Genomic DNA, 23,533 nt, shown 5'->3' on the forward strand with positions numbered 1-23,533 from the left:
CCGTGCCGGGAATGAGCTAGGCAGCCAACAGGTCTCGGCCGGCCGCATGGCCGGGAACCCATGCGGTCGGGCAGATCTCCGTTGCACCGTCGGGACCGTGACCGTCCGCGTCTACGCAGGGGGTCGGCGGGGGCGCGGGACAAGGGGTCGTGGCGCCGTCAGGACCGTGACCGTCGGCGTCGATGCATCCGCCCGGCGCCGGGGGCGTGGTGGGAGGCGCCGGGCAGGGAGTGGTGGCGCCGTCAGGACCGTGGCCGTCCGCGTCGATACATCCGGCAGGGGCCGTGGTCGGCGCGACGGTCTTGGTCGGCGGAACGGTTTTGGCGGGCGAGGGAGTGCGGGTGGCCGGCGGGGCAGTCGTGGCCGGAGGGACGGCGGTGGACGTCGCGGTCGTCGTGGAGGGTTGGACCGTGTCCTTGGTGCCCTTGCTGGAGCAGCCGACCACGATCAGCGCTGGCAATATGACAGCTACGACAATCAGCTTTGCCTTCTTGATCATCGAATCCTCTCCAGATGGGGTCCGGCGTCAATATAAACACGACCAATCACCTCATCTAGTTAATTTCACGCAAACTCAGGTAGTGCGCACTTCGCCGCCCTACGGGTGTGTTGCCAGGTGCTCGGCGAGGTATCGGCCCGTACTGCTGTGGGGGTCGCGGGCGATGTCGTCGGGTGTGCCGGTGGCGACTATCCGGCCGCCCGCGGTGCCGCCGCCCGGGCCCATATCGATGATGTAGTCGGCGTTGGCGATCATGTCGAGGTCGTGTTCGATGAGGATGACGGTGGCGCCGTGTTCGTTGAGGCGTTCGATGACCGTCAGCAGGGTGCGGATATCGAGGGGGTGCAGGCCGACGCTGGGCTCATCGAGGACGAACAGCGTATCGGTCTGGTTGCGGCCCAGTTCGGTAGCAAGTTTGAGGCGCTGCGCTTCGCCGCCGGAGAGGGCGGGCGTCGCCTCGTGCAGGGTGAGATAGCCCAGGCCGAGGTCGCTGAGGGTTTGCAGCCGGGTGCGGACGCGGCGGATGTCGCCGACGAGGTCGATGGCCTGAGTGATGGTGCGGCAGAGCAGATCCGGCAGGGTGATCGCCGAATCCGGTGTAGCGCGCAGGATTTCGTATGCGGCCGGGGAATAGCGGCTGCCTTCGCATTCCGGGCAGTCGATGTCGACGTCGGGCAGGAATTGGACATCCAGCGAAATCTGGCCGGTGCCTTCGCAGCGCGGGCAGCGCAGGGATCCGGTGTTGTACGAGAAGTCGGCGGCGGTGAGACCGCGTTCCTCGGCATCGGGTGTGGCGGCGTAGGCGCGGCGCAGGTCGTCGAGGACGCCGCTGTAGGTGGCGACGGTGGAACGCACATTGATGCCGATGGGCGTGGCGTCGACCATCTCGACCCGCGTGATCGCGGCGGCCTCGACGGCCGTGACATGTTCCGGCAGTGTGGCTCCCGCGCCGAGGGCGGGGACCAGGCTTTCCAGGATCGCGGTGGTCTTGCCCGATCCGGAGACGCCGGTCACCGCGGTCACTCGCCCCTGCGGCAGGTCCAGTTCCAGGGCGTGCACGGTATGAATCGGCTTGGTGGACAAGCGGATATGTCCACGGTCGAACATCTCCGCGGCGGTGGCGCGAGCGCGCACCACCACCGGTTCGCGGCCGGTCAGGAACCCGCCGAGCAGCGAGGCCGGATTCGCGCCGAGCACGACGGGATCGCCGGTGGCCAGTACCCGTCCACCTTCGGTGCCGGAGCTGGGACCCATCTCGATCAGCCAGTCCGCCTCGCGCAGCACCTGGACATCATGATCGACGAGGACGACGGAGTTGCCGTCGCGCAGCAGATCACGCATGACGCCGAGCAAGCCGTCGACATTGGAGGGATGCAGGCCGATCGAGGGTTCGTCGAGGACGTAGAGCACGCCGGTGGTCTGATTGCGGACCGCGCGGGCGAGCTGGACGCGCTGACGTTCACCGGTCGACAGCGTCGCGCCGGCCCGGTCCAGCCCGAGGTAGCCGAGGCCCAATTCCAGCAGTCGGCGGGCGGTTTCGAGCAGCTTGTCGATGATGTTGCGGGCCATCTGCACCATCTCCGGAGGCAGCGTCGACTCCAGGGTCGGGACCCATGCCACCACCTCATCGAGGGTCTTCGCAGTCGCCTCCGCGAGGTTGATGCCGTCGACCAGCGGCGCCCGCGCCTCCTCGCTCAGGCGGGTGCCACGGCAGTCCGGGCACACCTGGCGGGTGATGAACTTGTTGACCCGGGTCAGGCCCCGCTCGTCGGTGGCCTTCGCCACGGCGTCCTCCACCGCGCTGTAGGCGTTGATGTAGGTGAAGTTCATCTCGAAGACTTTGCCGTTCTTGGAAGCGACTGCGATGTGCCGCTTTTCGGCCGGGCCGTGCAGGACGGTGCGGCGCTCCTTGGCCGTCAGCTTCCGGTACGGAACGTCGGTGCGCACACCGAACTCGGCCACGATCTGAGGCATGAGCGTCAGCCCGAACATCGACCAGGGCGCAACGGCGCCCTCCGCTATCGTGCGCGAAGGATCTGGGATCAGTGCGGCCTCGTCGATCTCGTTGACGACCCCTGTACCGGTGCAGCGCGGGCACGCGCCGTCGGAATTGAAGGCCAGCGATTCGGCTCCCGGCGGGGTGAAGACGACCCCGCACACCGGGCAGGTCAGCGAAAGGCCCTGGGCCACAGCGATCGTCGGCTCATGATAGTGGCCGTTGGGGCAGCGGTGCGCGCCCAGGCGCGAGAACAGCAGTCGCAGATAGTTGAGCAGCTCGGTGGAGGTGCCGAAGGTACTGCGCACACCAGGCACCCCGGGCCGCTGCCGCAACGCCAGCGCGGCCGGCACATGCTCGACGCTGTCCACGGCCGCGCGCGGCGCATGCGACATCCGCCGCCGGGTATATGTCGACAGGGCTTCGATGTATCGCCGCGACCCCTCGGAGTACAGCACTCCCATCGCCAGCGAGGACTTACCCGACCCCGAAACACCGGCCACCGCAACCAATTTGCCCAACGGGACGGTGACGTCGATGTCCTTCAGATTGTGCACCCGCGCGCCGCGCACCTCGATCGACAACGGTGCCTCGAACCTGCGAGGTGACGCCTTCGGCTTACCGCTACACATCTGATCCCCTTCGATCGAAGCGCTCGGATGGTTCGTGCACACGAGAAACTAAGGTAAAGGCGGCCATGACGCGTCCGCCATGGCCACCCCGGGCGGCGTGTCAGATCTTGCCGGCGTAGCTTTCGGCAACTTCACGATCCTTCTTGAATCCACTGATTACGTTGGCGGCCTTGATCTGATCGAGGTCGATGTCGGTGATCAGGATTTCGTCGGTTTTACCCGCGCGGGCGACGACCTTGCCGAAGGGGCTGATCACCATGCTGTTGCCGTACAGTTCCTCATGTTCGACACCAAGATGGTGCTCGTCGAGGGGATCGCGGCCGAACTCAACATCACCCAACCCCAGGAGATCGGCCTCTACCACCGCACATTCGACATCCTGGCAGGCCAGTCCGTAACCGGTGAGGAAGCCCGAACCCTCATCAAGACCGCCCTGGACAAACGCCGATAGCAGCCTCGCTCAGGAAATGCGATGCCTTCAGCGCTCACAGGCCCGACGACTCATCGCCGCGCGGATATCGCCCCTGCTGATCGGCCCGCCCATGTCGAAGGTGTCCTCGTCGTCGATCAGAGGCTCCGGCGCAACGTCTTCATCGCCGGGGGAACTCGTCGTCTGAGCCACAGCACGACGATAGCGTTCGAAGTGCCAATGCAGGCCGTTGACCAGTGTTTTTAGTTGCAGAATGCACGTCCTGCCGCAGCGTCTGTGCGTGTCTTGCCGCTATCGAGTCCAGCGTCTCGCCATCATCGGTGAACCGATTTCATCGATGTAGCGCTAGGAACCGCCAATCCAGTACTGGTACGCGGCCGTCATCGCGGTCTGCGGTGACGACCGCGTGTAGGTCGAGTAGGGCTGCGTGGTCGCCGAGCGGCGTCAGGCTATCGATCGTGATGTGGGTGCGCAGGGTGTCGCCCTCGTAGACGGGAGCGGTGTGGTCGCAGCTGTGCCAGGCCGGGACTGTCACGAGGCCGGGGAGGTCTCGGGTGATTTGGGCGAGTGCGAGGGCGATTGTGTGGCCGCCGTAGACGAGGCGGCGGCCGCCGGCTGCTGTTGAATCGTGGTGTACTGCTGCGATATTGAGGGTCAGGCGGGCGAGTTCGGGGGCGCTGGAGACGGTATCGCCGCCTGATATCTGCCAGGACATGCCTGGGTGCAGATCCGAGGCGCTTGGAGTGGAGTCGGGGTACGCGGCGAGGTTCCAGTCTGCGAAGGATGCCTTCGCGGTGGCGAGGTTGGTTTCGGTGCCGATGGTTGAGAGGTCGTCTGTGTGGCCGGTTTCGGCGTTCTGATTGCGGAGGGGGAGCATGGCGCAGCGGTGGAAGTCGAGGATGGGGCGGGATTGTTGGTCGACGGTGATGATGTGGAGGGCGGCTAGGCCGGTGGCGGGGCGGTTGGGTTTGGGGGAATTTTGGTGTAGGGCAACGACTGTGGTTGTGGTGTGGAGGGTGTCGCCGATGGTGGGGGCGCGGTGGAAGGCTAGGCCTCTGTAGAAGAGGTTGGCCTTTACCTGGCGGGTGGCGAGGGTTGATTGGCCGATGGCCAGGTTCCAGACGAGGGCTGGGTGGGCCAATGGGGAGCGGCCGGTTACTCGGGTGGAGAGGGTGGTGTCCAGGGGGAGGCGGAGGCGGTCGCCAACTATTGATTGGTGGACGGCGGCGTGGCCCTCGGTCAGGGTGACGGCGGGGGCGGTGTCGAAGCGCATGTTCGGGTGCAGGTCTTCGAAGTAGGGGCCGGCGGTGTCTTCAGCAACCACGGATTTTAATCTACATTAAACTAAGGAAGTGGGGGCGGATTGGTTCGCTCCTCCGCTCGAACGAGGGAGTGCCGTGAGCCAGCTGCCGGAGGAAGAGAAGTTCGTTGTCCGGACTGTTCGAGACTTCGTCGATCGGGAGGTGCGGCCGGTTGTTCGGGAGTTGGAGCATGCGAATACCTATCCTGAGACGCTCATCGATCAGATGAAGAAGCTGGGGGTGTTCGGGTTGGCGATTCCGGAAACCTATGGCGGTACCGAGGTTTCGATGCCTTGTTATGTGGGGGTGACCGAGGAGTTGGCGCGGGGGTGGATGAGCTTGGCGGGGGCCATGGGCGGGCATACCGTCGTCTCGAAGCTCATCCTCACCTTTGGGACCGAGGAGCAGAAGCAGAGGTATCTGCCGCGGATGGCTACCGGGGAGATGCGGGCCACGATGGCGCTTACCGAACCGGGTGGGGGCTCGGACTTGCAGGCCATGACCACTGTGGCCGAGCGGACCGGCGACGGGTACACGATCAATGGCGCCAAGATGTGGATCAGCAACGCTCGGCACTCGAAACTGATTGCGCTGCTGTGTAAGACGGATCCGAAGTCCCAGCCGCGACACCAGGGCATCAGCATCCTGTTGGTGGAGCACGGCCAGGGCCTGACCGCCTCCCGAGACCTGCCGAAGCTCGGATACAAAGGTGTCGAAAGCTGCGAACTCGCCTTCGACGACTACCGCGCGCCGCTCGACGCGGTACTCGGCGGTGTCGAGGGCCGTGGGTTCGCCCAGATGATGAAGGGCCTCGAGACCGGCCGCATCCAAGTCGCTTCCCGCGCACTCGGTGTCGCGCAGGCGGCATTCGACGACGCCCTGCGCTACGCCCGGGACCGCGAGAGCTTCGGCCAGCCGATCTGGAAACATCAGGCCATCGGCCACTACCTCGCCGATATGGCCACCAAACTCTCGGCGGCCCGCGCCCTGGTCCTGCACGCCGCGGACCGCTTCGACACCGGCGAGCGCTGCGATATGGAGGCCGGCATGGCCAAGCTCTTTGCTTCCGAGGCGGCGATGGAGATCGCGCTCAATGCCGTTCGCATTCACGGCGGCAATGGCTACTCCACCGAATACGATGTCGAGCGCTATTTCCGTGATGCCCCGCTCATGATCGTCGGTGAGGGCACCAACGAGATTCAGCGCAATGTGATCGCGAGCCAGCTCATTGCACGTGGCGGGCTGACGTACTGAGCGAGGATGCCAGGAATCGCGGGTCGCATTGCGACCCGCGATTCGGATGCTCAGCGGCCGTCGAAGTCCGGGGAGCGCTTGGCCGCGAAACTCTCGATCGCCTTGGCCGCGTCGGCCGAATCACCGGTTTCGGCAAGTGCTTCGGTCTCGGCGAGCAGTTGTTCGGACAGGCTGTTGCCCCAGGAATCGCGCAGTAGCGCTCGCATCCGCCCGAAGGCTGCGGTCGGCCCTGCGGCGAGTTCACGGGCCAGGGATATTGCGCGCGTGTCCAGTTCTTCGGGTGGGACTACTTCGGTGGCGATTCCCCAGTCGACTGCTTCCTGTGCGTTCAGGACGCGGTTGCGGAGGTACATCTGCGCTGCTCGGCGCGGACCTACGAGTCGTGGCAGGAACCAGGTGCCGCCGCCGTCGCCGGAGAGTCCGATGGCGGCGAATCCGGTGGCGAATTTGGTTCCCTCGGCGGCGAGTACGAAGTCCGCGATGTAGGCGAAGCCGAGGCCGCCGCCGGCGATCGAACCGTGTACGGCGGTGATGATTGGGGCGTCGATGCGGCTGAGGATGCGGAAGGCTTCGTGGAAGGGGCCGGTCATGCGGCGGAACAGGTCTCCGTAGGGGCCGTGCCAGTCGTTGAAGTAGGAGATGTCGCCGCCGACGGTGAAGGCGGGGCCGTTGCCTTTAATCAGGAGCGCGCGTATCGAGTCGTCTGCGGCGCAGCGGCGGGCGGCGATCAGGAACTCTTCGGCGAGTTGCAGATTGATCGCGTTGCGTACTGTCGGGCGGTTGAGAGTGAGGGTGGCGACGCCGTTGTCGCCCGTGTAGTCGATGGTGTCGAGAGGACCGTCCTCGGCGAGGGCGTCGAGCCAGCGCCGACTGTCGGTGAGCTGATCGATGCGGATGATCCGGCCATCAGTGAAGGTCAGCAGGTGGGTGAATTCGGCGTCGAGCGGCTTGCCGGATCCGAGAGCCTTTCCGGTGTAGCGGCCCGTGACCAACAGCCGTCCATCGGAGAGGGCATCGAACGTGGCGGGTACGGCCCGGGCGCGATAGTGGCGCGCAATGACGCCCCAGAAGTCACGCAGAGCCGCGCGGGCACCGCGATGTACGCCGCCCAGCCCCAACGGCATTCCGGGCGTGACGTGCACTTCCAGATCCGGGTGCAGCACCTTGCCGAGGGTCTCCCGGTCACCGTCGGCGAGTGCGCGATACCACCGCTCGGCAATCTCACGAGACATGCTCGACCGCTCTCATTGCGCCGCCACCGGGAATTCGTCGCGAATCCGATCCACGACGAGCTTGGCATTCTCCGCGCAGGCGGTGGTCCCGCCGTTGGCGTATTCCTTCACCGAGTCCCCTACATTCCACAGATTCGGAATCGGAGTCTGCTGCGGCAGATCGAAACCGGCCACAGCGCGCTGCGGCGGCCAGCCGTCACGCATGATGTTGATCGACAGGATGCGCGCGGCGTCGAATCCGGGGACCTCGTCGCGCAGATCCTGGAGCAGGAGTTGGGTTTCGGCGTCCTCGTCGAAGTCGCCGACGGAGGGTTTGGGGACGGCGGTGCCCTGGTAGAGGTACCAGCCGTCGGGCGCCATTTCGGGGCAGGTCGCGGTGAAGTTGGCGATGTAGCAGAGCCGGCGGGTCTTGGCGAAGCTGGTCAGGCCGGGGGCGTTCACGAGTGGCTGCTGACTGGCGAAGTTGACCGAGATCATGGCGCACGGGCGGTTGGCGGCATCGACCTGGGCGAGGTAGTCGATGGGCAGGTTATCGCGGCCCACGAGCCCGGCGGTGTCGTAGGTGCCGATATCGCTGATCGTGAAACGGGCTGTCACATCGACGGTTTCGGTACCGCGCCGCACGATGGCGCCGGTGATCCGGCCGTCGGCGAGGTGCAGCGCGGTGACCTCGCTGTCGAGCCACACCTCGCCGCCGTTCTGCACGACCACATCGGCGAGCGCCTTCCACACACCGATGGTGCCGTCGGGGCAGAAGCCGAACTTCTTGAACGCGCTCTTGCGGGTGAAGTAGGTCAGGAACACCCGCGCGGGCAGCTCCTCGGAACCGACCGCGAACACCGATCCCGCCATATTGCGGAAGATGCCGTGCACCGATTCGTTCTTGGTGTACTTGGTCACCCAGTCCGCCAGGGACAGTTCATTTTCGGGCAGCCCGCTGTCGTTGCGGGCGGCGCCCAATCCTTGCACCAGCTTCGCGCCCTGCCGCGACAGCTTGGACAACAGGAACCCCCACCCACCGCCGGTCACGTCCACATCCTTGCCGCCGATGCGGTACAGGATCGGCGGTTCCGCCTTGCGCACATCGAATTTCGCACCGACCTCGTCGAAGGTCTCCTCGGTGATGCCACCAAGTTCGATGACGATGGCACCGTTGTTGACCTTGAAGCCATCGACCTCGTCCGTAGAGGCGCGGCCACCGACCTTGTCGAGTCGTTCGACGACGAGAGTCCGATAGCCGAGGTGCGACAGCCGGGCCGCGGCGCACAGTCCCCCCGCGCCGGCGCCGATCACCAGTGCGTCGACCCGATCGGTTACTCCAGGCATGATTCTCCTTGCTCCGGTGAACAGTTCAGTAGGACGCGGGCAGGCCGAGGACGGTCTGCGCGACGAAGTTGAGGACCATCTCGCGGCTCACCGGCGCGGTGCGCATGAGCCGGGCCACGAACCACATTTCGGCCAGCCCGTATTCCTTGGACAGGCCATTGCCGCCATGGGTCTGGATGGCTTGGTCGAGGGCCTTCAGCGAGGCCTCGGCGGCCGCGTATTTGGCGATATTGGCTGCCGCGGCGGCGTTTCCGCCGTTGTCGAAGAGTTGCGCGGCTTGATAGACGGACATGCGGGCGAGTTCGACGGCGATGTGGCAGTCCGCCAGCGGATGCGAAATCCCTTGGTGTGCACCGATCGGCACCGACCACACCTGGCGTTCCTTGGCGTAGCGCACGGCCTTGTCGATGGCGTAGCGGCCGATGCCCGAGCTGATCGCCGCGGCCAGGATCCGCTCGGGGTTGAGTCCGGCGAAGACCTGCCGCAGACCGTTGCCGGCCTCACCGATCAACGCGGCAGGACCCACCCGCACCTCGTCGAAGAAGACCGTGAACTGGTGATCCGGTGAGACGACCGCGGTGTCGAGCGGCTGTCGCACCACACCGGGCACGTCGACGGGCACCACGAACATCGACAGCGGATTGCGCTTGCCGCCCGCGAGGTCTGCCGTGCGGGTGATGACCAGCAGCGCGTCGGCTTCGTCGGCGGCGGAGATGAAGTACTTGCCGCCCGAGATGAGCCAGTCCTCGCCGTCGCAGCGCGCGGTGGTCTTGACCGCGTGGCTGTTGGAACCGGATTCGGGTTCGGTGAGGCAGAACGCCATCTTGGCGGTGCCATCCGCGATGCGGGGTAGCCATTCTCGCTTCATCTCCGGCGATCCGTGTGCGGCGAGGATCGATCCGCAGATGGCCGGGGAGATCACGGTCAGCAGCAGCGGAATGCCGTGCGCGGCGAGCTCTTCGATCACCACCGCCAGCTCGGAGAGCCCCGCTCCCCCGCCGCCGTATTCCTCGGGCAGATGTACGCCGAGCATGCCCGAGGCGCCCAGTTCCGCCCACAGCTCCTCGAGCTTCCCGCCCGACCGCGACCGTTCCAGGAAGTAGTTCGCGCCGTACTTCTCGGCGATCTTGGCGACGCTGTCGCGCAACAGCTTGCGGTCTTCGGTGTCTTGGACGAGTCCCTGCACGGTCACCTTCCTCAGCTCCCCTTGAATTTAATGTAGATTAAATATTGGCGGCCGGTCAAGAAGCCCGGCGTCGCGGGCATTGCGGTCCACTTCGGGGAAGGAGGTGAAATCGTAGGCGGGATCGACCGCTCCCCTTCCCGGACTGCCCACTGCCGAGACGCCTTTCACGTATATCGGATTGTCGGTGTATTCGAGGGCCCGGTCTGCGGCCACGATGACCGCGCAGGCCGCGCCGTCGGACACGCCGGAGCAGTCGAAGACGCCGAGTCGGCCGGCGACCAGCGGCGCGCCCGCGATCTTGTCCTTCGACACCTCGGATCGGAACTGTGCCTTGGGATTCCGTGCGCCGTTGGCGTGGTTCTTCCATGCCACGTGCGTCATGGCGGCGCGCATGGCGGCCGGGTCGACACCGTGGCACGCGCAGTACGCGGGATCGAGCATGGAGAACGCCGCGGGCGCGGTGACGGTGAGTTCGGCGGCGGTGCCGTCATTGGGTGGATCACCGCGCAGCAGCCCGGAGTATCCGGAGTCCTTGAGTTTCTCGACGCCGGCGGCGACCACCATGTCGTAGGCGCCGGCGGCCACGGCATAGCAGGCATTGCGGAGGGATTCGGTCCCGCTGGCACAGTAATTCTCGACCCGGGTGACGGGCGTGTAGTCCAATCCCAGTGTCTTGCTGAGGATCAGTCCGCTCTGCGCGCTGGACAGCGTGCCGAGCCAGTAGGCATCCACGGCATTGCGCTCGAGTCGCGGATTGCCGTTGAAGCATTCGTTCACGGCGTCCAGCAGCAGAACCTCCGCCGAGCGATCCCAGCGTTCCCCGAACCGGGTACAGCCCATGGCGACCACAGCGACCTTGTCGCGAATGCCCTTGCTGCTCATAGCACTACGGCCTTCCAGAAGTAGTTGTGCACCCCGCCTGCCGTGTACAGCCGCCGGAACACGGGCCGCACCCGGCTGCCGACTGCCAGCCGATCGGCGCCACCGTCGGCCACTTCGAGCGTGCAGCGTCCGCCACCGTCGAAGTCGATCACGGCTGCTACCACGGGTGGCGCGGGTGAGTACGCGAGCCGGTCGACGGTGAAGGTGGCGACCGTCCCGTCCTCGGCTGCCTTGGGAGCCCTGGTCATGGCATCGATCGCGCCGCAGGATTTGCAGACACGCGCTGGCGGGAGGTGAGTGAAACCGCAGGCGGTGCAGCGGCTTCCAGTGAGGGCGAACTTCCACGCCACCGCGCGCGCGGCAGGCGGTGCGGCCGGGCGGTCGGGTTCGGGCCGCCGTGGCGGTTCCCGATCCAGCAGCCCACGCCAGGTGAGATACGTCGCGTACGGGACATCCGAACCCCGCGCTAATTGCTCGGCCGCCGACGTGGGTTGACGGCGTTCCGCCAGTCGATCGGTCGTGCGCAGCAGGATGGCATCGCACCCGTCCGCGGCGGACAGCAGCAGGATCGTTTCGTCGGGCCCGGCATTGTCGAGCACGGCTGCCAGCGCCAGCCCGAGGTCGGCCGCGCCACTGTGCCCGATGGGCGATCCGGAGGTGGATTTCCTTCCAGGCCAACGTCTTCCCGCCAGCTTCAGCACCCCGGAGTTGGGCGAGACAACCACGACATGGTCCGGTTCCAACACATCGGACTGTTCGAGCACCTCGGCCCGAGCATGCTCGATAAGCGGCACATACTGTTCGAGCCCGAACCGCTCCTCCCACTGATTGCCCGCCACTGCACCGGGTTCGCGCCAGCGATCCAGGAATTCGGCGGTCACACTCGCCTCGGCCACGATCTCGGCCAAGGCATCGTCTACCGCTCCGAAAACAAAGGCAGCCGCCCCATCTCCCCCGCCACGCTCATCGGCCGACCCCGGCCGCCCGACTCGAATATCAGCCGATACCGCCAGTCCGTGCCCGGATGCAGCGGCCCGCCAGGCAGCCACACCGCTGCGTGCCGACCCGGCCACGTCGGCGGCGAAGACCCCGGCCGGCAAACCGAGCGCCGCATGAATGGCCGTCGCATTGGTCTTGTCCGCGTACGCGGGTGTGGTAGTTGCGAAATACAGAGCAGTGATTGGAGCTGCCTCACTGCTCGGCCGTCGCGTGGCCGAATGCGGACCACCCGCCGCTTCTTCGACCCTGGCGTGCTCCGTCCGCGCAGCCGTGACGCCCTGTAGCTGGTTCAGGGCCACCTGCGCCGCCGCGACTGCAAGAGTTGTGCTGTCCTCGTCGTAGCTCGCGACCACGCGGGAACCCTTGCCCGCCTTGATGTTCAGCGTCGCACCGAGATCGGACAGCTGGATGCGGTGGGCGGGGAGGTAGGTGCCGTAGGCGAGGATGCCGGTGTTCATGCTGCCTCGAATACTGCCGCCAGGCCCTGGCCGCCGCCGATGCACATGGATTCGAGAGCGTAGCGGCCGCCGCAGCGGTCTAGTTCGTGCAGCATCGTGGTGAGGATGCGGGTGCCCGTTGCGCCGATGGGGTGGCCCAGGGAGATGCCGGAGCCGTTGACATTGAGGCGGTCGTGATCGTCGAAGCCCCAGCCTTTCAGGACGGCGAGGACTTGGACGGCGAAGGCCTCGTTGAGTTCCACCAGGTCCATGTCGTCGAAGGTCAGGCCGGTGCGGGCGAAGAGTTTCGCGACGGCGGGGACCGGTCCGATCCCCATCAGAGAGGGTTCGCAGCCGGCGGCGGCCCAGCTGTGCAGGAAGCCGAGTGGAGTGAGGCCGAGTTCGTCGAGGGCGTCTTCGGCGACGACCAGGCAGGCCGCGGCGGCATCGTTCTGCTGGCTCGAATTGCCCGCGGTGACAGTGCCGTTGGGCTGGATCACGCGCAGGGTGGCGAGCGATTCGGGGGTGGAGTCCGGGCGGATGCCCTCGTCGCGGATGAACAGCACTGGGTCCCCTTTTCGCTGGGGGACCTCGACGGGAATCACTTCGACGTCGAACCGGCCGGATTCCCATGCGGCGTGCGCTCGCTGGTGGCTGCGGGCGGCGAATTCGTCGGCGGAGGCGCGGGTTATGCCGTACGCGGCGGCCAGGTTCTCGGCGGTTTCGATCATGCCGCTGATGCGGCCGAAGCGCCGTTCCGGTTGCGAGCGTTCGCGGCCGCGATCCAGGCGGTCGTAGAAGGTGGTGTTCCCGGCGCGCGATCCCCAGCGCATGTCCTGGGTGTAGTACTCGATATTGCTCATCGACTCCACGCCGCCGGCGAGCACGACATCGGCCGCGCCGGTCTGCACCATCATGGCGGCGGTGATCACCGACTGGAGTCCGCCGCCGCAGCGGCGGTCGATCTGCAGGCCCGGCAGTTCCACCGGGAGCCCTGCTTCCAAGGCCGCCCAGCGCCCGATGCAGGGGGCCTCGGAATTGGCGTAGGACTGGGCCATACATACGTCGTCGATACGCACGGGGTCGATGCCCGAGCGTTCGACGACAGCCTTCAATATTGCCGCCGCCAGTTGCTCGGCCGGAACAGGACGCAATGCGCCGCCGAACGTGCCGACCGGTGTGCGCAGAGGGCTGACAATCGCGGCCCGTCTCATAATGATTCCTCCGTGATGGTCACAGCACTCCTGCTGCCAGGAGCGCCCGGTGATCCGGGTGCGCGAGCTCGATCATGCGGCGTCGGCGCTCGGATAGGGGCAGTCCGCGGAGATCGGCGATGCCGTGCTCGGTAACGAAGATTCCGGCGTCGGCGCGGGCGGTGCTGACCGGGCCCGAGAGTTCGGCGACGATGCGGCTGCGCGTGCCCGCTGTGGACGGCAGCGCGACAATAGGCAGGCCGCCGAGGGAATGTGCGGCCGCACGCAGGAAATCCGCGGCGCCGCCCACTGCGCCGACGTAGGTTCCCCCGGCGATCTCGGCGTTGACCTGTCCGGTGAGATCCACCTCGATGGCGGAATTGATTGCGGTGAAACGGTTTTGCACGGCCAGTACACCGGGGTTGTGGGTGTGCGTGGCGGGATGCAGTTCGACGGCCTGGCTTCGATGCGCGGCTCGGAACAGTCGTCGAGTACCGATCAGCATGGCGCAGACCGACTTTCCGACGTCGGTGGTCTTCCGCTCCCCCGTGACCGCCCCGCATTCGACCAGGTCCACGGCCGCGTCGTTCATCAGGCCGGAGTGGATGCCGAGGTGACGGCGGTCCTTCAACTGCCGCAGGATCAGTTCCGGTAGCGCGCCGATCCCGAATTGCAGGGTCGCGCCGTCGTCGATGAGGCCGGCGACGTTCTCCGCGATCCGCGCCGTGACCTCGTCCCCGGAGGGAGTGGCCGATTCGATCGGGGGCCGCGAGGTTTCGACAATGACGTCGATGTCGGCGTGCGTGAGGTAGCGCGCGCCGGGGGTGGCCGGCACCTGATCGCTGACCTCGGCGATGACCACACGGGCCGCAGCGATGGCGGCGGTCAGGTAGTCGTCGGCCAGGCCGAGGCTGTAGCGGCCACCACCGAGCGCGGCGCATTGCACGAATACGACGTCCGCACGCAGCGGGCCACACGACACCAGCCAGGGCAGCGTCGAGTAGTGGCCCGGATAGATATCCAGTACGCCCGCTTTCGCCAATGCCCGATTCGCGCCCGTACCGCAGTAGGAGACCAGACGCAGGTGGTCGGCATGTTCGGGGACGATGGTGCCCGCGAACTGGATGCCGAGAAAGCAACGCAGCGTGCCGAACCGGGCTCGCTGCCGCACGAGCGCCTCGACCAGGGTCAGTGGTTCGGCGCAGGCCTGACCCCAGACGACGGTATCCCCGGTCCGTAGGTAGGGACCGAGATCGAGGTTCTCGACGGGTATGTGTTGCGGTGTCATGCGTCGCGCCAGCGGTCGGCCGAGGGGTCGAGCAGCAATTCCATGCGCTCGGCGGGCAGCCATACGAGGGTCTCGAGCTCGAGCGCGTCGAGGAAGCGTATGCGGCCGGTCTTCAAGTCCCGCAGGCGCAGGCGCGGCCCGTTCGCTGTGGCGTCGACGGCCACGGCGACCTGCGCGAATTCGTTGTGCACCAGGCCGAATTCGTCAGCTGTGAGACCAGTCGCGCTGGATGCGGGCCCGCGGCCATGGAACTCGACGGGGGGATCCGGGTTTTCCGATGCCATCGACCCGCCTCAGATCAGAAAGCCCATGGTGGGGACGGCTTCGGCACTGTTGACGAGCAGCACGGTCTTGCGCGCCATCTTCAGCTCGCCGTCCACGCGCCGCAGCACGTAGGTGACGCGACCCGCCCACGTCTCGATGCCGCGTGGCTTCGATTCGTACAGCACGAAATTCGCGCCGACTGTCACCTCGTCACCTACTGCCTCGAGCAATTCGACGTTCGAGGTGGTGCGGCGCAGGTTCGACGGCGGGGATTGCGCGTAGCGCTTGCCGGTGCGTAGTTGTTGGAGCCGGGTGGCGATGCGGCGGCGGTTGTCGTACATGATCGACACCTGGCGTTCCGGGTCGTAGCCGCCGCCGTCGACCGGCACCCAGTACAGGGCGTCCTCGGTCCACAAGGCTTCCCATGCGTCGTAATCGTGTTCGTCGGCGAAGCGGGCCTCGCGGTAGATGAACTGTTCGATCTCGCGCAGGTCGATTCCGGTCGCGGCGGTCATCACTGCTCCATCAGGTTCTTGTAGTGCTGCCAGAACGCCCGCATGGCGGTCTCATCGGTCGCGCCGCCGATGCGGAATCCGTTCTCGTCCAATGATTCTCGGTCAATACCGCGCCGGATATCCAGCCATTCGGGGAGCAGTTGCGCCACGCCCGCCTGATTGCGCTCATACATTTCGGTGTCATCGGCGAGCAGCATGCCCGCCGGGCCGACCGAGCCGATGGACTGCGAGAGCATCCGCCGGTTCAGTTCGTTCGCGCCATCCAGTTGCACCGAGGTGGAGTACTGGATGCACTCGTGGGCCGACAGCGGCTGGATATTGAAGACCTGGATTTCCGCGATGAACAGGTTCGGGAAGATCATGACGTGCGGCGCGCCCTCGATGAGGATCTGCTCGGCCGCCTCGCCGTGCACCGCCCGCATCGCGGCCACATACTCCGGCACCCGATCTTCGGTGGTGCCGAACCAGCGCATGGGCTCGGCGAACTTGCGGAACTCCGGACGGAGATCGTTCTCGCTGTGGCCGTTGCCGAGCGCGCGGGTGACGGCGGTGGAGGCGTCGCTGTAGAGCGGGCCGATGGTGGAGCCGGTCACCGTGAAGATGGAGCTGTGCACGAACTGCGGGTGGTAGCCGTCTGTCTCGTTCTCCGCCAGCAGTTTCCAGTTCGCGCGGGTGCGATGTTTGAGCCAGCCGGTGTCGAGGCGCACCTTGCCGGTCGGCGACAACCGGGCCAGCCGGTCGATCTCACCGGCCGCCGCGCCGAGGTGCTCGAGCAGCGGCGGCACATCGGCTTTGAAGCTGGCGAAGACGAACCCGTGGTAGCTCTCGACGCGCGGCAGCACGCCCAGCCCGAGTTCTAGTTTCCGGCCGCCGTACCCCTTGTTGAACGGATAGCCGAGCAGCTCACCGGTATTGCGGTAGGTCCAGCCGTGATAGGGGCAGCGGAAGGAGCCGGCATTGCCGTTCGGTTCGTCGCACACCAGATTGCCGCGGTGCGCGCAGCGGTTGGTGACGATGCGCAGTTCACCGCCGCGGTCACGGACCATGATGACGTCCTGCGGGCCGATCCGTTTGCGCACGTAGTCGTTCGGCTGCGGCACCTCCGACTCGTGACCGACGAACACCCAGCCGCCGTACCAGATGCGTCCCAGCTCGTCGGCGAATACGGCCGGGTCGGTATAGAGCGAGCCGTGCACGCGCTCGGGGTGGATGAGTCGCGAATAGTCCCCACGGGGAGTCTGTTTCGCCTGCGGCGGGATCGTCGCCGTCATGTCTGCTGCTCCAATCGTGCGGTCGCGTACTCCACGAGGCGGAACTTCTGTACCTTGCCGGTCGGGGTGGTGGGCAGGTCGTCCGCGTCGAGGAATACGACGTGCTTGGGAACCTTGAACCGGGCAAGCTCGGCCTTGCAGATCTCGATGACCTGATCAGCCGTGATGACCGAATCGGGGGCGCGCACGATGCACGCGCAACCCGCCTCGCCCCAGCGGAGATCGGCCAATCCGATCAGGTAGGCCTGGCTGATCTCCGGGCGCGCGGTGAGCAATTCCTCGATTTCCTTGGGCATGACGAGTTCTCCGCCGCTCTTGTAGAGCTCCTTGGAGCGGCCGGTGACCTCCAGGTATCCGTCGGGGCGGACCCGGCCGAGATCGCCGGAGTACACCCAGCCGTCGCGCAGGCCGCGGGCGGTCTCCTCGGGTTTGGCCCAGAAGCCGAGCATGGCGGTCGGGCCGCGGGAGATCAGTTCGCCTTCCGTGCCCTCGGGCAGGAACTCCCCGGTCGCCGGATCGGCGGTGCGGTACTCCACCAGCGCGCCGTCCGGAAGCCCTGCCGGGCCGGCCGATTTCGGAGCGCCGACCGTAGAGGAGGTGAGTTCGTAGGGATCCTCGGGGCGGGTCAGGGTCATGGCGCCGCCGGTCTCGGTCATGCCGTAGCCGGTGACTATCTCGCTCGCGCCCAGTTCGTCGCGCACGCGCTCCCACAGCCAGACCGGTGCGGGTGCGGCGCCGGAGAGCACCGCCGTCAGCGAGGACAGGTTGTAGTCGTGGCGTTTCGGATGCTCCAGCAGCGCAATGGTCATGGTGGGTACGCAGAGGATGTCCGTGGCCCGATGCTGCTCGATGCCCGATAGGTAGCCTTCGGGGCTGAACGACGGCTGCGGGATAACCGCGCCGCCAACCATAGTGGCGGCGATGATGCCTTCCACATATCCGAACATGTGGTAGCAGGGTAGGGAGAACAGGATCCGGCGGGCGTCCTCGAAGGCGCGGGTGAGCGCGGATCCGAATCCGGTGCGCAGCACCGCATCGTGGGTGACCATCACGCCTTTGGGTGATCCGGTGGTGCCGGAGGTGTAGAGGATGTCGCCGACCCCACCCGGCTCGACGATGACCCCGGCAGCCGCGCCGGAGTACCGGTCGCCGAGAGTGCCCAGATCCTCGACCGTGATGACGCCGTCACGCTCCCTACCGTCGGTCGAGAGCTGAATGACTGTGTGCAGCTGAGGAAGTCGCGCGTAATCGCGATCGAGCTGCTCCCAGCCGGGCGCGATCTCGTCTAGCATGCCGAGGTAGTCCAGGCCTGCGAACCCGGTCATCGTGATCAAAGCCCGGCACTCGGATTGCCCGAGCACATACGCGAGTTCATCGGCGCGGTAGAGATAGTTCAACGGCACCGCGACCGCCCCGGCCTTCGCAATCGCGAACTTGAGCGGCACGAACTCCGGATAGTTGGCCATCAGCAGCGCTACGTGATCGCCGGGGCGGATGCCCAACGTCACCAGCCCGTCCGCGAAACGAACCGCCAGCGCCGCGGTTTCGGCGTAGCTGAGAGTGACCTCATCGGTGATGACGAGCGGCCGTTCGCCGTATCGGGCCGCACGGTCGTCCAGCCAATCGCCGAGTGATCGGGTTGTCCAGTGCGGGAACGCTTTCAGCAGTTCATCTCGCCTGGAGCGGATATCGCGCAATTGGGGTTCGGTGGCCATGCACGTACCTATCGACCGTGGAATTTCGGGGTTCGGCGTTCGTGGAACGCCGCGACACCTTCGGCGAAGTCCTCGGTGTCGAAGAGACGGACCTGTGCGTCAACCTCGTGATCGAGCATGGTCATCGGATCGCTGGGCCAGCGGGCCAGGGATGCCTTCAGTTCACGTAGCGCGAGGGGCGCTCCGGTGGCGATGCGATCGGCATCGTCGAGGGCGGAGTCGAGTGTGGTGCCGGGTGGTACGACCACATCGGCGAGGCCCAGATCGAAGGCTTCGCGGCCGTTCAGTCGCTGGGGCAGCAGCATGAGCTGGCGGGCGCGGGCCGGGCCTACGCGGGCGGGTAGTGAGGCGAAGATGCCCATGTCACCGGCTAGTCCGACGCCGGTGAAGGCGGTGGAGAAGATCGCGTTCTCGGCGGTGATCAGGCGGTCGCAGGCGATGGCCAAGGCGACGCCCGCACCGAAGGCCGCTCCCTCCACGGCGGCCAGAACCGGCTTGGGGCCGGACCAGATCGCGCGGATGACCCGTTGTGCCGCTTGGGCTCTGGGGCGGCTGACCGACTCGGGCATTCGTTCCATTGTGGAGATGTCGCCGCCGGCGCAGAAGCCCTTTCCTGCTCCGGTCAGCACGATTACTCGCACATCGGGATCGGCCATGGCCGTTTCGAGTCGTTCGGCCAGCGCGATGCGCAGTGGGATGTCGATGGCATTGCGGCGTTCGGGCCGGTTGAGGGTGATGATTCGGGTCGGGCCGCGATCCTCGGTGAGGACGACTTCGCTCATCTTGATGTCCGCCGTTTCCTGCTCTGCCCCATCGCGTTCCGCCGCATCACTTTCCGACGAAGCGAGGTGCGCGACGTTCCAGCACCGCGGCCAAGCCTTCCAAGGAATCCTGGGTGCCGGACAATTCGGCGACCGTACGTGCTTCCTCCGCGAGCCGCTCCGGGACGCCTGCGCCGACGCCGCCCCACACCAGATGCTTCACGGCCGCAACGGCTTTCGGGGCCATAGTCACGAGCTGGCGGGCGAAATCCAGCGCTTCCGATTCCAGCGCTTCATCGGGGACCACGCGGGTGAGCAATCCGATGTCGAGCGCCTCGGCCGCCGACAGTGTGGGATTCGTGAGCAGGATTTCCAAGGCTTTACGCAGTCCTACCAGCTGGGTGAGGGTCACCGATACTCCCGCGTCGGGAGCCATACCGACTCGGACCGCGCCGGACATGAACTTGGCTGATTCGGCTGCGATCACGAAGTCCGAGGCGCAGACCAGGCCGAAACCGCCTCCACCCGCGGCGAATCCGTGTACTGCGGAGATGACCGGGGCCTGTAGTTCGAGCAGCGCGGACACCGCGATCTGCAACCACGCGGTCGCCTCACGCAGATAGTCCGGCAGCGCCTCCCCCTTCGAGGCGAAAGTCCGTACGTCCCCGCCCGCGCAGAAGTGTTTGCCCTCACCAGTGATCAGGACAGCGCGCACCGATGGATCACCGTGGCAGGCCATGATCGTGGCGTGCAGAGCTTGGAGGAAGGGCACGTCCATGCCGTTGGAGGCTTCTGGACGGTTCAGCCGGATCCGCGCCACCCCGCCGGTGGCGATCTGCAGCAGGACCGGGGTCCGATCATGGGCGGTCTGTTCACTCATCGGTCGCCGCCCTCCTTTCCTGTGAAAGCGGCAATTCCTCGGCCTGCCTCGTCTTCGCCGAGGTGATCCAGGACTGTTCGCAGTTCGAGGTCCAGGCCGCCGGCCAAAGGCAATCGCAGGCCCGCGTAGACCAGGGCTTTGGCCTTGGATAGGGCTTCGCTGTCGCGTTGGGCGAGTCGGCGAGCGAAATCGGTTACTGCCGAGTCGAATTCATCTGCGGGGTAGACCCGGTAGGCCAGTCCCCAGGACAGCGCTTCGGCGGCGGTGAGGCGGTCGGAGGTGAGAATGTGGGCCAGCGCTCGCTGCCGGCCGACCAGGCGGGGCAGGCGTTGACTGCCGCCGCCACCCGGGATCTGACCGAACTTGGTGTGAGTGTCGGCGAGAATCGCATTCTCGTGCAGCAGCACGATATCGGCGGCCTGAGCCAGTTCGAAGCCGCCGGCCATGGCGTAACCCTCGACCGCGCAGATCACCGGGACGGGCAAGGTTTCGATGACCGCGCAGGCAGCGGCGAAGTTCGTGAACAGCTTCGACAGCGCCGCACGGCCCTCGGCACGCAGTCGTTCCAGCTCATGGAAATCTCCACCGGCACAGAAGTTTCCGCCGCTACCGCGAATCACGATCACTCGCGCGTCGCGGGCGGCGTCGACCAAGGCGCCTTCCAGCGCGCGGCCCAGCTCGACAGTGATGGCATTGAGTTGCTCGGGCCGATTGAGGGTAATGGTGGCGATGTTGCCGTCGAGAGACAGCAGGATCGGTTCGGTCACATCAATCGTCCTCCGCCGACTTCCAGTACGGCGCCGGTCATATAGCTGGACAGGTCCGAGGCCAGAAACAGCGCCACATTGGCAACCTCCACCGCCTCCCCTGCCCGTTTCATCGGGATGTCCGCCTCGCGGGCGGCGAAGACCCCCGGCTTCATGGCTTCGGTCATGGGTGTGCGGATGAGCCCGGGCTGAATGGCATTGACCCGAACACCCTTGTGCGCCAGTTCCTTCGCCGACGACTTCGTGAGCCCGACAATGCCTGCCTTAGCGGCGCTGTAGTTGGTCTGCCCCGGATTGCCCGACTTCCCCGACAACGAAGACATGTTCACGATCGAGCCGCTCCCCGCCTCCCGCATGACCGCTGCGGCGGCGCGCACCCCGAGCCAGGCGCCCTTGAGATGCACGGTGATCACCGCATCGAAGTCCTCCGGCCGCATGTTCCGCAGCGAGGCATCCCGGGTGATCCCGGCATTGTTGACATAGACGTCCAGCCCGCCGAATTCGCGTACCGCGGTATCGACGAAACTTTGCACGTCCTGCTCGTCGGTGACATTGCCGGTCACTCCGATCACTCGGCCCACCTCCGACAACTGCCCCACAGCATCTTGAACCCGCCGCGAATCCAAATCGGCCACAATGACATTCGCACCGTGCGCCGCCAGCACTCGCGCAATCTCCAGGCCGATCCCCTGCGCCGCCCCGGTGACGACCGCCGACTTCCCGGCCACCAGCCCGCTCATCAGGCACCGGCGATTTCGTCGAGACTGCTGAAGACCTGCACAACCATCTCCCTCGTGGTTTTGAATTTAATATAGATTCAGATTGTGACCCAGGTCAATCGGTAAGCGGTGCCGTATCACGCCATCGCGCGGCCTCGGATCAGCCCGCACGACACCGCAACCGGCCTGCGCCGGGCCGCCACGCCGAGCCGGAATACGCCCTGCACCGCAGCTAGACCGCACCGCCGTATAGTCGACACGTGGTTAGAAAATCCGCCGCAATCGCCGAACCGGACGGCCAGCAGCAGTCCGGCTCCGAATCGAAGGCCGCCCGCACCAGGACCCGCATCCTCGACGCGGCCGCATTCGTGCTGAGCCGCAAGGGCTACGGCGGTACCCGCCTCTCCGATGTGGCCGAACAGGCGGGGCTGCAGGCGCCGGCGATCTACTACCATTTCCCCTCCCGCGAGGACCTCATCGAAGAGGTCATGTGGGCCGGCATCGCCAGCATGCGCGAACACCTCACCGCGGTCCTGGATTCCCTCCCGCCGGGCACCCCGCCCCTGGACCGCATCGACGCCGCCGCCGAGGCCCACCTCCGCCACGAACTCGAAATCTCCGACTACACCACCGCCGCCATCCGCAATGCCGGCCAGGTCCCCGAACGCATCCGCGCCCGCCAGGTAGCCGAAGAAAACGAATACGGCGACCTCTGGCGCAAACTCATCACCGACGCCCAGAACGAGGGCCTCCTCCGCCCAGAGCTCGACCCCCGAGTAGCCCGCATGCTCGTCCTAGGCGCCCTGAACTGGGCCGCCGAGTGGTGGAATCCCCGCCGGGGCTCCCTCGAAACCGTTGTCCGCACAGCCCAATCCATGATCCGCAACGGTCTCTCCCCCGCCGCCTCCGAAGCCGAAGCCGACACCCCGAAGCCGAAACGCCGCCGCCGCGCCGCACCTTGAGGCGCCACTTCGCGTGTCCGCCAATAGTTTTCGGGCCATCCGGACAACATCCGTGAAGTTCGAACGGGAGTTCGACTCCACCGATAACGTCCTCGTCCATGGTGAGTTCTCGGCACGAGGTGATGCACCGCATCTTCCAACACGACCCCGCCATGTTCGCGCGCGCGTTCCGCGCCCTGGATCTGCCTTTCCCGGATCCGGTGGACGTCGCAGTACTACCCACTGACCTGACCGAAATCCAACCCCTCGAACGCCGCGTCGACACCCTCTTACGGATCGCGACCGAACAGGGAACCTTCCTTCTCATAGTCGAGGCACAAAGCAAGATCGATTCGGACAAATCATCCGCATGGACCTACTACCTCGCCCACCTACACGCCAAATACGGCCTCCCGACAATCCTCCTCATCGTCTGCCACGACCGCGCAACAGCAGCCTGGGCAGGAGCGATCCCCGATGTAGGCCTCCCTTTCCGGCGCAGCCTCACAACCCGCCCCATGGTCCTCGGCCCCCACAACGTCCCAGCCGTCACCGACCCCGAAACCGCAGCCGCCGACATCCCCCTGGCCGCCCTCTCGGCCGCGACACACGCCACCGACCCCCAGATCGGTGACATACTGAAGGCGCTGTCCGCCGCCCTGAGAACCCTTGAAAAAGAAGACGCACGCTGGGTCTTCGCCGAATACACCGAACTCAGCCTGGGCAGCACCCCGGCTGCCGACCACTGGAGGAAGTTGATGACCGTGGAGCTGTCATTCTTCCGCTCGGAAACCGCCCAACGCCTCCGCGAAGAAGGGCGCGAAGAGGGGCGCGAGGAAGGGCGCGAGGAAGGCCGCGCCGAGGGGAGCGCGAAGACGCTCGCCAACACCATTCTCTTCATCCTGACGCAGCGCGGCATCCCCGTCTCGGATCAATCACGCTCACGCATAGCGTCATGCACCGACCTGGAACAGCTGCAGGCTTGGCAGGATCGATCGTTCGGGGTTTCCACGGTCAAGGAACTCCTCGACGGGGAATAGTGGTG

Annotated in this window: 23 protein-coding genes and 1 pseudogene; 4 read left to right on the top strand and 20 right to left on the bottom strand. The window is 66.1% G+C overall.

All coding sequences use genetic code 11. From position 1 onward, the window contains the following. Positions 1-16 precede the first annotated feature (16 nt). From ACH438_RS34170 to ACH438_RS34180, 3 genes are all read right to left on the bottom strand, one after another. Positions 17-499 carry a hypothetical protein gene (locus ACH438_RS34170; RefSeq protein ID WP_397012902.1) on the bottom strand — a complete coding sequence of 161 codons (483 nt, stop codon included), beginning with the start codon at positions 497-499 and terminating at the stop codon, positions 17-19. A 99-nt stretch (positions 500-598) separates the two neighbouring features. Then, on the bottom strand, positions 599-3,127 hold the full coding sequence (locus tag ACH438_RS34175; RefSeq protein WP_397012904.1) for an excinuclease ABC subunit UvrA: 2,529 nt from the start codon (positions 3,125-3,127) through the stop codon (positions 599-601). A 100-nt stretch (positions 3,128-3,227) separates the two neighbouring features. Then, positions 3,228-3,467: a nitrilase-related carbon-nitrogen hydrolase gene (locus ACH438_RS34180; RefSeq protein ID WP_397013242.1), complete on the bottom strand. Its 240-nt coding sequence runs from the start codon at positions 3,465-3,467 to the stop codon at positions 3,228-3,230. Here ACH438_RS34180 and ACH438_RS34185 point away from each other — a divergent pair. Then, positions 3,408-3,578, top strand: a complete 171-nt coding sequence (locus tag ACH438_RS34185; RefSeq protein ID WP_397013270.1) for a hypothetical protein — start codon at positions 3,408-3,410, stop codon at positions 3,576-3,578. The genes ACH438_RS34180 and ACH438_RS34185 overlap by 60 nt on opposite strands. A 27-nt stretch (positions 3,579-3,605) precedes the next feature. On the opposite strand, the gene ACH438_RS34190 is transcribed toward ACH438_RS34185, so the two are convergent. Beyond that, positions 3,606-3,749 carry a hypothetical protein gene (locus ACH438_RS34190; protein ID WP_397012907.1) on the bottom strand — a complete coding sequence of 48 codons (144 nt, stop codon included), beginning with the start codon at positions 3,747-3,749 and terminating at the stop codon, positions 3,606-3,608. A gap of 139 nt (positions 3,750-3,888) precedes the next feature. Beyond that, positions 3,889-4,830 (bottom strand): acyl dehydratase, encoded by a 942-nt coding sequence (locus ACH438_RS34195; RefSeq protein WP_397013244.1) that lies wholly within the window; start codon positions 4,828-4,830, stop codon positions 3,889-3,891. Positions 4,831-4,954: 124 nt separating this feature from the next. Here ACH438_RS34195 and ACH438_RS34200 point away from each other — a divergent pair, with 124 nt between their 5' ends. After that, a complete protein-coding gene (locus tag ACH438_RS34200; RefSeq protein ID WP_397012909.1) occupies positions 4,955-6,112 on the top strand; it encodes an acyl-CoA dehydrogenase family protein in 1,158 nt (385 codons plus the stop codon). 50 nt (positions 6,113-6,162) lie between these two features. On the opposite strand, the gene ACH438_RS34205 is transcribed toward ACH438_RS34200, so the two are convergent. The 15 genes and pseudogenes from ACH438_RS34205 to fabG form a co-directional block, all read right to left on the bottom strand. Next, a complete protein-coding gene (locus tag ACH438_RS34205) occupies positions 6,163-7,344 on the bottom strand; it encodes an enoyl-CoA hydratase-related protein (protein WP_397012912.1) in 1,182 nt (393 codons plus the stop codon). 12 nt (positions 7,345-7,356) lie between these two features. Continuing rightward, positions 7,357-8,670: a phytoene desaturase family protein gene (locus ACH438_RS34210; RefSeq protein ID WP_397012915.1), complete on the bottom strand. Its 1,314-nt coding sequence runs from the start codon at positions 8,668-8,670 to the stop codon at positions 7,357-7,359. 25 nt (positions 8,671-8,695) lie between these two features. Further along, positions 8,696-9,856, bottom strand: coding sequence for an acyl-CoA dehydrogenase family protein (locus tag ACH438_RS34215; protein WP_397013247.1), 1,161 nt, complete (start codon positions 9,854-9,856; stop codon positions 8,696-8,698). A gap of 48 nt (positions 9,857-9,904) precedes the next feature. Continuing rightward, positions 9,905-10,738 (bottom strand): annotated as a pseudogene (locus ACH438_RS34220) (acetyl-CoA acetyltransferase); the annotation flags it as partial. Further along, entirely contained in the window at positions 10,735-12,195 is a 1,461-nt protein-coding gene (locus ACH438_RS34225) for an OB-fold domain-containing protein (protein WP_397012918.1), read from the bottom strand. The pseudogene ACH438_RS34220 and the gene ACH438_RS34225, both read right to left, overlap by 4 nt. Further along, positions 12,192-13,388 carry an acetyl-CoA C-acetyltransferase gene (locus ACH438_RS34230; protein ID WP_397012921.1) on the bottom strand — a complete coding sequence of 399 codons (1,197 nt, stop codon included), beginning with the start codon at positions 13,386-13,388 and terminating at the stop codon, positions 12,192-12,194. The genes ACH438_RS34225 and ACH438_RS34230 overlap by 4 nt, the downstream gene beginning before the upstream one ends. 19 nt (positions 13,389-13,407) lie before the next feature. Then, complete coding sequence (locus tag ACH438_RS34235; protein ID WP_397012923.1) at positions 13,408-14,655, bottom strand: acetyl-CoA hydrolase/transferase family protein; 1,248 nt, start codon at positions 14,653-14,655, stop codon at positions 13,408-13,410. After that, positions 14,652-14,849, bottom strand: coding sequence for a hypothetical protein (locus ACH438_RS34240; RefSeq protein ID WP_397013249.1), 198 nt, complete (start codon positions 14,847-14,849; stop codon positions 14,652-14,654). The genes ACH438_RS34235 and ACH438_RS34240 overlap by 4 nt, the downstream gene beginning before the upstream one ends. 99 nt (positions 14,850-14,948) lie before the next feature. Then, entirely contained in the window at positions 14,949-15,434 is a 486-nt protein-coding gene (locus tag ACH438_RS34245; protein ID WP_397012925.1) for an aromatic-ring-hydroxylating dioxygenase subunit beta, read from the bottom strand. Beyond that, positions 15,434-16,705 carry a Rieske 2Fe-2S domain-containing protein gene (locus tag ACH438_RS34250; RefSeq protein WP_397012927.1) on the bottom strand — a complete coding sequence of 424 codons (1,272 nt, stop codon included), beginning with the start codon at positions 16,703-16,705 and terminating at the stop codon, positions 15,434-15,436. Before ACH438_RS34250 ends, ACH438_RS34245 begins: the two co-directional genes overlap by 1 nt. Beyond that, positions 16,702-18,420: a class I adenylate-forming enzyme family protein gene (locus tag ACH438_RS34255; protein WP_397012929.1), complete on the bottom strand. Its 1,719-nt coding sequence runs from the start codon at positions 18,418-18,420 to the stop codon at positions 16,702-16,704. The genes ACH438_RS34250 and ACH438_RS34255 overlap by 4 nt, the downstream gene beginning before the upstream one ends. An 8-nt stretch (positions 18,421-18,428) precedes the next feature. Then, positions 18,429-19,202: an enoyl-CoA hydratase/isomerase family protein gene (locus ACH438_RS34260; protein ID WP_397012931.1), complete on the bottom strand. Its 774-nt coding sequence runs from the start codon at positions 19,200-19,202 to the stop codon at positions 18,429-18,431. A gap of 46 nt (positions 19,203-19,248) precedes the next feature. Continuing rightward, positions 19,249-20,061, bottom strand: a complete 813-nt coding sequence (locus tag ACH438_RS34265) for an enoyl-CoA hydratase/isomerase family protein (protein WP_397012933.1) — start codon at positions 20,059-20,061, stop codon at positions 19,249-19,251. Beyond that, a complete protein-coding gene (locus ACH438_RS34270; RefSeq protein WP_397012935.1) occupies positions 20,058-20,828 on the bottom strand; it encodes an enoyl-CoA hydratase/isomerase family protein in 771 nt (256 codons plus the stop codon). Before ACH438_RS34270 ends, ACH438_RS34265 begins: the two co-directional genes overlap by 4 nt. Further along, the gene (gene fabG, locus ACH438_RS34275) at positions 20,825-21,571 is read right to left on the bottom strand and encodes a 3-oxoacyl-ACP reductase FabG (RefSeq protein ID WP_397013253.1); all 747 of its coding nucleotides are present in this window, start codon (positions 21,569-21,571) and stop codon (positions 20,825-20,827) included. Before fabG ends, ACH438_RS34270 begins: the two co-directional genes overlap by 4 nt. A 236-nt stretch (positions 21,572-21,807) precedes the next feature. Between fabG and ACH438_RS34280 the strand changes: the two genes are divergently transcribed. Beyond that, positions 21,808-22,509, top strand: coding sequence for a TetR/AcrR family transcriptional regulator (locus ACH438_RS34280; RefSeq protein WP_397012937.1), 702 nt, complete (start codon positions 21,808-21,810; stop codon positions 22,507-22,509). A 122-nt stretch (positions 22,510-22,631) separates the two neighbouring features. Then, positions 22,632-23,528, top strand: a complete 897-nt coding sequence (locus ACH438_RS34285) for a hypothetical protein (protein ID WP_397012939.1) — start codon at positions 22,632-22,634, stop codon at positions 23,526-23,528. The last annotated feature ends 5 nt before the right edge of the window (positions 23,529-23,533 follow it).

The organism is Nocardia sp. NPDC020380 (genome assembly GCF_044386975.1).
Taxonomy (GTDB): Bacteria; Actinomycetota; Actinomycetes; order Mycobacteriales; family Mycobacteriaceae; genus Nocardia.

Coding starts and splice junctions, on each gene's coding strand:
- ACH438_RS34170 (WP_397012902.1), bottom strand. CDS start 499: ATGATCAAGAAGGCAAAGCTGATTGTCGTAGCTGTCATATTGCCAGCG.
- ACH438_RS34175 (WP_397012904.1), bottom strand. CDS start 3,127: ATGTGTAGCGGTAAGCCGAAGGCGTCACCTCGCAGGTTCGAGGCACCG.
- ACH438_RS34185 (WP_397013270.1), top strand. CDS start 3,408: ATGTTCGACACCAAGATGGTGCTCGTCGAGGGGATCGCGGCCGAACTC.
- ACH438_RS34195 (WP_397013244.1), bottom strand. CDS start 4,830: ATGCGCTTCGACACCGCCCCCGCCGTCACCCTGACCGAGGGCCACGCC.
- ACH438_RS34205 (WP_397012912.1), bottom strand. CDS start 7,344: ATGTCTCGTGAGATTGCCGAGCGGTGGTATCGCGCACTCGCCGACGGT.
- ACH438_RS34210 (WP_397012915.1), bottom strand. CDS start 8,670: ATGCCTGGAGTAACCGATCGGGTCGACGCACTGGTGATCGGCGCCGGC.
- ACH438_RS34225 (WP_397012918.1), bottom strand. CDS start 12,195: ATGAACACCGGCATCCTCGCCTACGGCACCTACCTCCCCGCCCACCGC.
- ACH438_RS34230 (WP_397012921.1), bottom strand. CDS start 13,388: ATGAGACGGGCCGCGATTGTCAGCCCTCTGCGCACACCGGTCGGCACG.
- ACH438_RS34235 (WP_397012923.1), bottom strand. CDS start 14,655: ATGACACCGCAACACATACCCGTCGAGAACCTCGATCTCGGTCCCTAC.
- ACH438_RS34245 (WP_397012925.1), bottom strand. CDS start 15,434: ATGACCGCCGCGACCGGAATCGACCTGCGCGAGATCGAACAGTTCATC.
- ACH438_RS34250 (WP_397012927.1), bottom strand. CDS start 16,705: ATGACGGCGACGATCCCGCCGCAGGCGAAACAGACTCCCCGTGGGGAC.
- ACH438_RS34255 (WP_397012929.1), bottom strand. CDS start 18,420: ATGGCCACCGAACCCCAATTGCGCGATATCCGCTCCAGGCGAGATGAA.
- ACH438_RS34260 (WP_397012931.1), bottom strand. CDS start 19,202: ATGAGCGAAGTCGTCCTCACCGAGGATCGCGGCCCGACCCGAATCATC.
- ACH438_RS34265 (WP_397012933.1), bottom strand. CDS start 20,061: ATGAGTGAACAGACCGCCCATGATCGGACCCCGGTCCTGCTGCAGATC.
- ACH438_RS34285 (WP_397012939.1), top strand. CDS start 22,632: ATGCACCGCATCTTCCAACACGACCCCGCCATGTTCGCGCGCGCGTTC.